Source organism: Dactylosporangium salmoneum, assembly GCF_039532525.1.
Lineage (GTDB): Bacteria > Actinomycetota > Actinomycetes > Mycobacteriales > Micromonosporaceae > Dactylosporangium > Dactylosporangium salmoneum.
In genome coordinates, this window is the sequence record NZ_BAAARV010000109.1 from 39,923 (window position 1) to 51,457 (window position 11,535).

Here is an 11,535-nt window from a genome sequence, read left to right on the forward strand (position 1 = left end):
CGTTGCTCATCGGTCCATCCCCAGCTCGTCGTCGAGGGCGCTGAACAGTTCGTCGTCGGTGACGTCGTCGAGGTCGGGCCGCCCGGCCCCGGGCTCGGCCGCGTTCCAGGACCGCCAGATCGCCCGCAGGCGCTCGGTCACCCCGGCCCGCACCGCCTCGTCGACGACGCCGGCGGCGAGCGCGGCCGCGACCCGGTCCAGGTCGGTCAGGACGGCGGGCGCCTCGGCGGCCTGCGGTGCCCCGCCGAGTTCATCCGCCAGGTGTACGGCGAGAGCCTCCACCGTCGGGTGGTCGAACACGAGCGAGCCGGGCAGGCGCAGGCCGGTCGCCCCGCCCAGCCGGTTGCGCAGCTCGATCGCGGCCAGCGAGTCGAACCCCAGCTCCTTGAAGGTCTTGGCGGGCTCGACCGGGTCGGCGTCGCCGTAGCCGAGGACCGCCCCGACGTGGCCGCGCACCAGGTCCAGCAGCGCGGCCCGGCGCTGCGGCCCGGCCAGCGCGGCCAGCGACCGGGCCATCGACTCGACGGGCGCGGCGGCGGCCGCCCGCCGCTGGGGCCTGCCGATCAGCCCGCGCAGCAGGTGCGGGACCTCGCCCTCGCCGGCCGCGGCGCGGATCGCGGCCAGGTCGATGCGCTGCGGCAGGACCGCCGCCCGGTCGGCGCCGCGGGCCGCGGCGAAGAGGGCCACCCCCTCCTCGGCGGACAGCGCCCGCACGCCGCTGCGGCGCAGCCGGGCCAGGTCGGCCCGGCCCAGGTGGCCGGTCATCCCGCTGGCCGGCGCCCACAGGCCCCAGCCCATCGAGACCGCCGGTCGGCCGTGCGCCCGACGGTCCTGGGCGAGGGCGTCCAGCACCGCGTTGGCGGCGGCGTAGTTGGCCTGGCCGGGCGCGCCCCAGGTGCCCGTCGCCGACGAGAACAGCACGAACTCGGCCAGGTCCAGGTCGCGCGTCAGCTCGTGCAGGTGCCGGGCGGCGTCGGCCTTGGGGCGCAGTACCGCATCCACCTGCTCGGCGGTGAGGGCGTCCACGGTGGCGTCGGCCAGCACGCCCGCCGCGTGGATGACCGTGGTCAGCGGGTGCTCGGCCGGGATGCCGGCGAGCAGCGCGGCGAGGGCCTCCCGGTCGGCGGCGTCGCAGGCGGCCACGGTGACCTCCGGGCCGAGCTCTGTCGTGCCGCCGCTTCGGCTCGCGAGCAGCACGTGGCGCATCCCGTGCCGCTCGACGAGGTCCCGGGCGATCAGGGTGCCGAGCACGCCGGTGCCGCCGGTGATGAGGACCGTGCCGTCCGGGTCGGGCGGGCAGGGGATGGTCAGGACGAGCTTGCCGGTGTGGCGGGCCTGGCTGAGGTACCGCAGCGCCTCCGGGGCCCGCCGGATGTCCCACGCGGTCACCGGCAGCGGCCGCAGCGCCCCGGCGGCGAAGAGCGGCGTCAGCTCGGCGAAGATCTCGGCGAGCCGGTCCGGGCCGGGATCGGTGACGTCGAAGGCCCGGTAGCGCACGCCCGGGTGGTCGGCGGCGACGCGGTCCGGGTCGCGCACGTCGGTCTTGCCCATCTCGACGAACCGGCCCCCGCGCGGCAGCAGGCGCAGCGAGGCGTCGACGTAGTCGCGGGCCAGTGAGTTGAGCACCACGTCGACGCCCCGGCCGCCGGTGGCGGCGAGGAACTGCCCGGCGAAGTCCAGCGTCCGGGAGTTGCCGAGGTGGGCGTCGTCGTAGCCCTGCGCGAGCGCGACCGCGCGCTTGCCCGCGCTCGCCGTGCCGTAGACCTCCACGCCCCAGTGCCGGGCCAGCTGGGTGGCGGCCATCCCGACCCCGCCGGTCACCGCGTGCAGCAGCAGCGTCTCGCCCGGGCGCAGGCCGGCCAGGTCGACCAGGCCGTAGTAGGCGGTGAGGAACGCGACCGGCACGGAGGCGCCCTCGGCGAAGCTCCAGCCGTCGGGGACGGGGGCGAGCAGCCGCTCGTCGGTGGTGGCCCGCGGGCCGGCCTCGGGGAACATGCCCATCACCCGGTCGCCGGGCGCGAAGCGGGTCACGCCCTCGCCGACCGCCAGCACGACGCCGGCGCCCTCGCCGCCGATGGTGGCCTTCCCGGGGTACATCCCGAGGCAGATCAGTACGTCGCGGAAGTTGAGGCCGGCGGCCCGCAGCGCGACGGTGACCTCGCCCGGCCCCGGCCCGCCCGGGCGCGCCTCGACCGGCAGCAGGTCGACCGACTCGATGGTCCCGCCGCCGCGCATCCCGAGCTCCCACGGCCCGTCCGGCGGGCTCAGCAGCCGGTCGGCCCGGGCCAGCCGCGGCGCGAGCGCGACGCCCTGCCGGATGGCCAGCTGCGGCTCGGGGCGGGCCAGCGCGGCCCGGACCGCCTCCTCGCCGGCCCCGTCGTGGTCGAGCAGGACGAACTGCCCGGGGTGCTCAGCCTGTGCGCTGCGGACGAGGCCCCAGACGGCGGCGCCGGCCAGGTCCGGCACGTGCTCGCCGGGGTGGGTGGCGACCGCGCCGGTGGTGACGACGGCCAGCCGGGTGCCGGCCGGCGGGTCCCTCAGCCACCGCTGGAGCCGGTCGAGGACGTCCGTGACGGTGTTTCCCGTCAGCAGTTCGGCCCCGGATGCGTCCCGCCGCTCGTCCGCCGCGGGCACCCACTCCAGGTGGAACAGCGCCTCCCGGTCGATGGCCGGCGCCGCCAGCTGGGCGGGGTCGATGGGGCGGACGGAGAGCGAGCGCACGGATAGGACGGGCGCGCCGGTGGCATCGGTGGCCTCCAGGGCGAGCCGGTCCGGGCCGAGCCGGGTCAGCCGGACCCTGAGGGCGCCGGCCCCGCGGGCGTGCAGCGTGACCCCCTCCCACAGGAACGGCACCGCCACCTCGGCCGTCCGCGTGTCCACGGCCAGCGCGTGCAGGGCGGCGTCGAGCAGGGCCGGATGGATGCCGTAGGCGTCGGCCTGCTGGTCGGCCGGGAGCGCGACCTCGGCGACGATGTCCTCTCCGCTGCGCCAGGCGGCGCGCAGGCCGCGGAAGACGGGGCCGTAGTCGTACCCGTGCTCGGCGAAGCGCTCGTAGAGCCCGTCGAGGTCGAGCGGCTGCCCCTTTTCCTGATGTCGCGGGGGAACCGCTTCCTCCTGCGGCACCGTCGAGCCGGCCGCGTGCCTGGTCCACGGGTCGTCGTCGGTGGCGCGGGAGTACACGGCCACGGCGCCCTTCCCGTCCGCGGTCACCTGCACCTGCACCCCGCCGGGCGGCAGCCGCAGCGGGGCCTCCAGCACCAGCTCCCGCAGCGAGTGGGTGGGCGGGGTGGCGTGCAGGGCCAGCTCGATCAGGCCGGTGCCGGGCAGCAGCGCGGTCCCGCCCACGGCGTGCTGGGACAGCCACGGGTGGGTGGCCGTGGACAGCCGCCCGGTGTGGACGGTCAGCTCCGGCTCGGGGGTGGTGACCGCCGCCGTCAGCAGCGGGTGCCCGGTGCCGCCGAGCCCGGCGACGGGCCTGGCGGCCAGCCAGAAGGAGCGCTCCTCGAACGGGTACGTCGGCAGGTCCACGAGCCGCCCGGCCCGCGGCCAGCGCACCGGCAGGCCGGCGGCGTGCGCGCGGGCCAGCGCGGCGCGGAACTGCTCCGGGCCGGGCCGGTTGCGGTGCAGGGTGGGCAGCACGTGCGCGTCGGGGAGGGTCTCGGTGATCCCGATGGTGAGCACCGGGTGGGGGCTCACCTCGATGAAGGCGTTGTGGCCGCGGTCGGCCAGCGCGCGCAGCGTCGGGTGGAAGCGGACCGGGCGTCTGAGGTTGTCGTACCAGTACTCGGCGCCCAGCCGCCGGTGGTCGACGGGCTCGCCGGTGACGGTGGAGACGAACGGGATGTCCCCGGGTGCGGCGGTGACCCCGGCGAGGTCGGTGAGCACCTGCTCGCGCAGCGCCTCGACGTGCGGGCTGTGCGACGGGTAGTCGATGTTGACCCGCCGGGCCCGCGGATAGGTGGCCAGCAGCGCGTCGACGACGGCCGCCAACCCGGACACGACCGTGGTGGACGGGCTGTTGAGCGCCGAGATCACCGCGCCCTCCGGCAGCTCGATCTCGTCGGCCGGCAGCGGGATGGAGGCCATGCCGCCGATGCCGGAGAGCCGGGCGAGCGCCTTGGCCCGGACCGCCACGATCTTCGCCGCGTCGGCCAGGCTCAGCATCCCGGCGACGTGGGCGGCGGCGAGCTCGCCCTGGGAGTGGCCGATGACCGCGTCGGGCCGCACGCCGAAGTCGAGCCAGCGGCGGGCGAGCGCCACGACGACGGCGAACGTCACCGGCTGGACGACCTCGGTGCGCTCCTGCATGGCGGGGTCGCGCAGGGCCGCGGCGAAGTCCCAGTCGATGTGCGGGGCGAGGGCGGCGGCGCAGGCGTCGAGGTGGGCGGCGAACGCCGGGTCGGCGGCGGCCAGGTCGACCGCCATCCCGGGCCACTGCGACCCCTGGCCGGGGAAGACGAAGGTGAGCTTGCCCGGCGCGGCGGCGTTCGCGTTGGTGACGACGGTGTCGGGCAGCACGGTGTGGGGCTCGCTCGCGGCGAGGGCGGCGAGGCCGCGCCGGTGGTCGTCGAGGATGACGGCCCGGTGCGCGAACGAGGTCCGCCCGGCCAGGGTGTACGCGACGTCCCCGGGGTCCGCGCCGGCGTGCTCGGCGAGTCTTCCCGCGTACCGGCGAAGCGCCTCCGGGGTGCGCGCGCTGACGATCCATGGCGTCTGGGGCGCGGGCGCCGGGTGGTCTTCGGCGGCGGGCGGCTCCTCGATGATCAGGTGGGCGTTGGTGCCGCTCACGCCGAACGAGGAGACGCCGGCCCGGCGCGGGCGGCCGTTGCGCGGCCACGGCACGGCCTGCGTCAGCAGCCGGACGTTGCCGCTCTCCCAGTCGACGTGCGGGCTGGGCGCGTCGACGTGCAGGGTCCTCGGCAGCCGCTCGTGGCGCAGGGCGAGGACCAGCTTCATGACCCCGGCGATCCCGGCCGCGGCCTGGGTGTGCCCGAGGTTGGACTTGACGGAGCCCAGGTGCAGCGGGGCGGCGCGGTCCTGCCCATAGGTGGCCAGCAGGGCCTGCGCCTCGATCGGGTCGCCCAGCGTCGTGCCGGTGCCGTGGCCCTCGACGGCGTCGACGTCGGACGGGCGCAGGCCGGCGCTGGCCAGCGCCCGGCGGATGACCCGCTGCTGCGACGGGCCGTTGGGGGCGGTCAGGCCGTTGGAGGCGCCGTCGGAGTTGACCGCCGACCCGCGGATGACCGCGAGGACGGGGTGGCCGAGGCGGCGGGCGTCGGCGAGCCGCTCGACCAGCGCCAGGCCGACGCCCTCGGCCCAGCCGACCCCGTCGGCCGCGCCCGCGAAGGCCTTGCACCGCCCGTCCGGCGCCAGGCCGCGCTGCCGGCTGAACTCGACGAACGTGCTCGGGGTGGCCAGCACCGTGACGCCGCCGGCCAGCGCGAGCGTGCAGTCGCCGCGGCGCAGCGCCTCGGCCGCCAGGTGCAGCGCGACGAGCGAGGACGAGCACGCGGTGTCGATGGTGACCGCCGGCCCTTCCAGGCCGAGGGTGTAGGCGACGCGGCCGGTGGCGATGCTGCCGGCGCTGCCGTTGCCGATGTAGCCCTCGAACCCTTCGGGGATCCGGTCGATCAGGCGGCCGCCGTAGTCGTTGTACATCACGCCGGCGTAGATCCCGGTCGGGCTGCCCCGCAGGGTCTCGGGGTCGATCCCGGCCCGCTCGAGGGCCTCCCACGCCACCTGCAGCAGGAGCCGCTGCTGCGGGTCGATGGCGAGCGCCTCCCGCGGGCTGATGCCGAAGAACGCCGCGTCGAAGGCGCCCGCGTCGGTGAGGAAGCCGCCCTCCCTGGTGTACGAGCAGCCGACCCGGTCCGGGTCCGGGTCGAACAGCGCGTCGAGGTCCCAGCCGCGGTCGGCCGGGAACTCGGTGACCGCGTCGCGCCCCTCGGCCAGCAGGTCCCACAGCTGCTCGGGCGTGGCCACCCCGCCCGGGAACCGGCACGCCATCGACACGATCGCGATCGGCTCGGCGGCCGCGGCGGCCAGCTCCCGGTTCTGCCGGCGCAGCCGCTCGGTCTCCTTGAGCGACGCCCTGAGCGCCTGGACGACGTCCTGCGTTTCCTGCTGTGAAGCGGTCATCGGTCACTGCCTTCGAGAGCGAGCCGGATCAGGTCGCCGGCGTCCATGGTGTCGATGTCCTGCGCCGCGGCGGCCTGCGCTTCCGGTGCCCCGGCCGTCTCGGCGGGCAGCCCGGCGAGACGCAGCAGCCCGTCGAGGAGCCCGGCCTCGCGCAGGCGCCGCAACGGGATGCCGGCGAGGGCCTCGCGCACCGCTGCCTCCGCGCCGTCCGCCGGGCCCTCCTGGGCGGCGAACTCGCCGGCCAGGTGGCCGGCCAGCGCCGCGGCGCTCGGGTGGTCGAACAGCACGGTGGCCGACAGCCGCAGCCCGGTCGCGGCGTTGAGCCGGTTGCGCAGCTCGACCGCGGTGAGCGAGTCGAAGCCGAGCTCCTTGAACGCCCGGCCGGGCTCGACGGCGGCCGGCCGGTCCCCGCCGAGCACGATCGCGACGTTCGCGCGCACCAGGTCGAGCAGCGCCTCGCGCCGCTGCGGTTCGGGCATCGCGGCGAAGTCCGCCGCCGCCCCGTTCGTGTTGCCGGCGGTCGCCGCGGGGACGAGGCCGCGCAGCAGCGGCGGCAGGGCGCCGGTCGCGGCCAGGTCGCGCAGCACCGCCGGGTCGAGCCGGGCCGGCACCGAGGCCGGCCGGTCCAGCCGCAGCGCCGCGTCGAAGAGCGCCAGCCCCTGGGCCGCGCTCAGCGCCACGAGGCCGCTGCGCCCGAGCCGGGCCGTGTCCTGCCGGTCGAGTGCCCCGGCCATCCCGCTGTCCTGCGCCCACATCCCCCAGGCCAGGGACACGGCGGGCCGCCCGAGGTGGCGCCGATGCTGCGCGATCGCGTCGAGCCCCGCGTTGGCCGCCGCGTAGTTGCCCTGCCCCGGCCCGCCGAGCGTCCCCGCCGCCGAGGAGAACAGCACGAACGCGTCCAGTGCCATGTGCTGGGTCAGCTCGTGCAGCAGCCACGCGCCGCGCGTCTTGGCCCGCGCCACGGCCCGCAGCCGCTCGGGGGTGAGCCCGGCGATCGTGCCGTCGTCGAGCACCCCGGCCGTGTGCACGATCGCGGTCAGCGGGTGCTGGGTCGGCACGGTGGTGAGCAGCCGCTGCAGGTCGAGCCGGTCCCCGACGTCGCAGCCCGCGATCGTGACCTCGGCTCCGAGCGCTCGCAGCTCGTCGCGCAGCCCGGCCGCCCCGGGCGCGTCCGGCCCCCTCCGGCTGACCAGCAGCAGCCGCCGCGCCCGGTGCGCGGTGACGAGATGCCGGGCCACCAGCGCGCCGAGCGCCCCGGTCCCGCCGGTGACGAGCACGGTGCCGCCGGGGTCGAAGGCGGGCGGCGCCTCATCGGGCACCCGGGCCTTGACCAGCCGCGGCACCAGGACCCGCCCGTCCCGCACGGCCACCTGCGTCTCTCCCGGGGGCAACGCCGGCATCCGCGCAGGATCGGTGTCGAGATCGAGCAGCACGAACTGGCCGGGGTGCTCGGCCTGGGCGGAGCGGACCAGACCCCAGACCGGCGCGGCCGCGATGTCGACGGCCTCGCCCGGTCCGGTGGCCACCGCGCGCCGGGTGACGAGGACGAGCGGGCCGGCGGTCGAGCGGTCGTCCGCAAGCCACTCCTGCAGCAGCGCCAGGGTGCGTTCCGCCGCGGCGTCCAGCTCGGTCATCGGGTCCCCGTCGCCGGTCGTGATCGGGGCAAAGACGGGATCGGGCGCGGACGATCCGGCGGGGGCCGGGATCCAGTCGACGGCGTACAGCGGCTGCGGGCGGGAGTCGGCGGCCCGGAGCTGGTCGGCGTCGATCTCGCGGGCGACGAGCGCCTCCACGGTCGCGACCGGTGCCCCGGCGCCGTCCGCCAACGTCAGGGCCACGGTCCCGTCCTCGGCGGTGGTCAGGCGGACCCGCAGCGAGGTCGCTCCGGTACCTACGAGGGACACGCCCCGCCAGGCGAACGGCACCCGCACGGTGTCGCCGGTCGCGTCCACCGCCATCGCGTGCAGCGCGGCGTCGAACAGCGCCGGGTGGAGCCCGAAGCCGTCGGCGCCGGTCCCGTCGGGCAGCCGCACCTCGGCGTAGAGGCCCGCCCCATCCCGCCAGGCCGCGCGCAGGCCCCGGAACAGCGGCCCGTACTGGTACCCCCGTCCCGCGAACGCCTCGTACAGCCCCTCCACCGGCACCGCCTCGGCGCCCGGCGGCGGCCAGCTCGTCAGCCCCGGGCCGGCGCCGGTGGGATCGCCCGGGCCGAGGGTGCCTTCCGCGTGCCGCGCCCACTCCTCGGCGCCGTCGGGGCGGGCGTGCACGGCGATCGCGCGGCGGCCGTCCTCGTCGGGGGCATCGACCGCGACCCTGATCGCCAGGCCGCCCTCGGCCGGCAGGACCATCGGCGCCCGCAGCGTCAGCTCGTCGACCCGGTCGCAGCCCACCTGCCGGCCCGCGTGCAGGGCCATGTCGAGCATCGCGGTGCCGGGCAGCAGCGTGGTGCCGAGCACCGTGTGGTCGGCCAGCCATTCGGGGTCGGCGGCGCCGATCCGCCCGGTGAACACGGTCCGGTTGTCGGCGAGCTCGACGGCGGTCGGCAGCAGCGGATGGTCCGTGGACCGCTGCCCGAGCCGGTGCGGCTCGGCCCGGCGGGCCGGCGGGTTGAGCCAGTAGGCGCGGCGCTGGAACGGGTACGTGGGCAGGTCGACGTGCCGGCCGCTCACCCGGTGCCGCAGGTCCAGTCCGGCGAGCGCGCCGAGGAGGGCGAGGTCTTCGGGCTGTTTCGGGTTGAGCGTGGCGGCGGTGACCCCGTCGTCCACGTGGGTGGTGAGGGTCGTGCTGGGCCCGAGTTCGAGGTACCGGGTGACGCCGTGCTCCCGCAGGTACCGGACGCCGTCGTGGAACTGGACGGTTTGCCGTGCGTGCCGTGCCCAGTAGTGCCCGTCGATGCGTTCGTCGGTGAGGTTGGCGATGAGTGGTATGTGCGGTTCGTGGTGTGGCAGTGCGGAGGCGATGGTGTCGAGTGGTTCGAGGATGGGTTCGATGCGGTGGGAGTGGAATGCGTGTGAGACGTCGAGGTTGGTGGCTTTGCGTCCCTGGGCCTTGAACCGTTGGACGACTGTCTCGACGTTGTTCCGGTCGCCGGAGATGACGGTGCTGGTCGGGCTGTTGACTGCGGCGATGCTGACGGTGTTGTCGTCGATTTCGTCTGGGGTGGCTTGGATGGCGGCCATCGCTCCGCCGGCGGGCAGGTCTTGCATGAGCTGGGCCCGGGCGAGGAGGAGTCGGCAGGCGTCCGGCAGGGTCAGGATGCCCGCGAGGTGTGCGCCCGCGATTTCGCCGACGGAGTGTCCGAGGAGGTAGTCGGGTGTGATGCCGAAGGTGTCCCGCAGGAGGTGGTGCAGGGCGATTTGCAGGGTGAAGAGGCTGGTCTGGGTGTAGAGGGTCTGGTTGAGCAGGTGGGTTTGGTTGCCCCACATGATGTCGTGCATGGGTAGGTCGAGGTGCCCGGCGATGGTGTCGAACGCGGCCGCGAAGTCCGGGTAGGTGGTGTAGAGGCCGTGGCCCATGCCCGCGTGCTGGGCGCCCTGACCCGGCAGCAGGAATGCGAGCTTGCCGTGGGGCTCGGGGGTGTGGGCGGTGACCAGATGTGCCGCCGGTTGCCCGGCCGCGAGGGCTTCGAGGCCACTGCGGAGGTCGTCGGTGGTGTGGCCGATGACGGTGGCGTGGTGCTCGAACGCGGCCCGGCTGCCGAGCGTCGCGGCGATGTCGGCGGGGTTGTGGTCCAGGCTCCCCAGCAGGCGCCGGCCGAGGTCGTGGAGCGCGCCGCGGGTCCGGGCCGAGAGGTGCCAGGAGACGGGACCGCCGGCCGAGGCCTCGGGCGTTGCCGATTCGGGCGCCTGCTCGATGACGACGTGGGCGTTGGTGCCCGACAGGCCGAAGGATGAGATGCCGGCCCGTCGTGGGCGTTCCGTGCGGGGCCAGGGCGCGGGCTCGGTCAGGAGCGCGATGTTGCCGGTGGTCCAGTCGACGTGGGTGGTGGGCTGGTCGACGTGGAGGGTCTTGGGTAGCAGGTCGTGGTTGAGGGCCAGGATCATCTTGATGACCCCGGCCACGCCCGCGGCGGCCTGGGTGTGGCCGATGTTCGACTTGATCGAGCCGAGGTGGAGTGGTTCGGTGCGGTCCTGGCCGTAGGTGGCCAGGAGGGCTTGGGCCTCGATGGGGTCGCCGAGGGTGGTGCCGGTGCCGTGTGCCTCGACGGCGTCGACGTCGGATGGGCGGAGGCCGGCGTTGGCGAGGGCCTGGTTGATGACGCGTTGCTGGGAGGGGCCGTTGGGGGCGGTGAGGCCGTTGGAGGCGCCGTCCTGGTTGACGGCCGACCCGCGTACCACCGCCAGGATCGTGCGGCCGGCCCGGCGGGCGTCGGACAGGCGTTGCAGGAGGAGCAGGCCGGTGCCTTCGGAGAAGCCGGTGCCGTCGGCGGCGTCGGCGAAGGGTTTGCAGCGGCCGTCGGGGGCGAGGCCTTGTTGGCGGGTGAACTCGGTGAAGACGGTCGGTGCGGCCATGACGGTGGTGCCGCCGGCCAGGGCCAGGGTGCATTCGCCGCTGCGGAGGGCCTGAGCGGCGAGGTGGATCGCGGTCAGCGACGACGAGCATGCCGTGTCGACGGTGACGGCCGGGCCCTGGAGGCCGTAGGTGTAGGCGATGCGGCCGGACGCGACGCTGCCGGAGGAGCCGTTGCCGAGGTACCCCTCGTACTCGGTCAGTGGCCGGTCGGCGTGGACCAGGCGGCTGCCGTAGTCGTTGTACATGACGCCGAGGAAGACGCCCGTTTGGCTGTTGTGCAGGCCGTGCGGGTCGATCCCGGCGTGCTCGAAGGTCTCCCAGCTGGTCTCCAGCAGGATCCGCTGCTGCGGGTCCATCGCGGCCGCCTCGCGCGGGCTGATGCCGAAGAAGTCGGCGTCGAACTGGTCGGCGTCGTGGATGAAGCCGCCCTGGCGGGCCAGCGAGCGGCCGCCGTCGAGGAGGTCGTCGAGGTTCCAGCCGCGGCCGGTGGGGAAGTCGCCGATGGCGTCTCCGCCCTCGGCCAGGAGTTGCCAGAGCTGGTCCGGGGTGTGGATGCCGCCGGGGAAGCGGCAGGCCATGCCGATGATGGCGATCGGCTCGTCGGCGGCGGGGCGGGTCGCGGCCGGGGCCGGGGTGGGGGAGCGCTGGTCGAGAAGGTGGGCGGCCAGCGCGGCCGGGGTGGGGAAGTCGAAGACGAGGGTGGCGGGGAGGCGTTGTCCGGTGGCGGTCTGGAGGCGGTTGCGCAGTTCGACGGCGGTGAGGGAGTCGAAGCCGAGGTCCTTGAAGGCGCGGGTGGCGTCGATGTGTTCGGTGCCGGTGTGGCCGAGCACGGCGGCTACCGCGGCGCGGACCAGCTCCAGGGCCGCGGCCGGGCGCTCCTCGGGC

The 11,535-nt window shown here is 75.8% G+C and carries 2 protein-coding genes; both read right to left on the reverse strand.

What is annotated here, in order from left to right; genetic code table 11:
- Nucleotides 1-6: 6 nt before the first annotated feature.
- The gene (locus ABD352_RS49980) at nt 7-6,138 is read right to left on the reverse strand and encodes an SDR family NAD(P)-dependent oxidoreductase (RefSeq protein WP_344619714.1); all 6,132 of its coding nucleotides are present in this window, start codon (nt 6,136-6,138) and stop codon (nt 7-9) included.
- Nucleotides 6,135-11,535 (reverse strand): SDR family NAD(P)-dependent oxidoreductase (locus ABD352_RS49985; protein WP_344619715.1); only part of this gene is annotated, 5,401 nt, incomplete at its 5' end. The genes ABD352_RS49980 and ABD352_RS49985, both read right to left, overlap by 4 nt.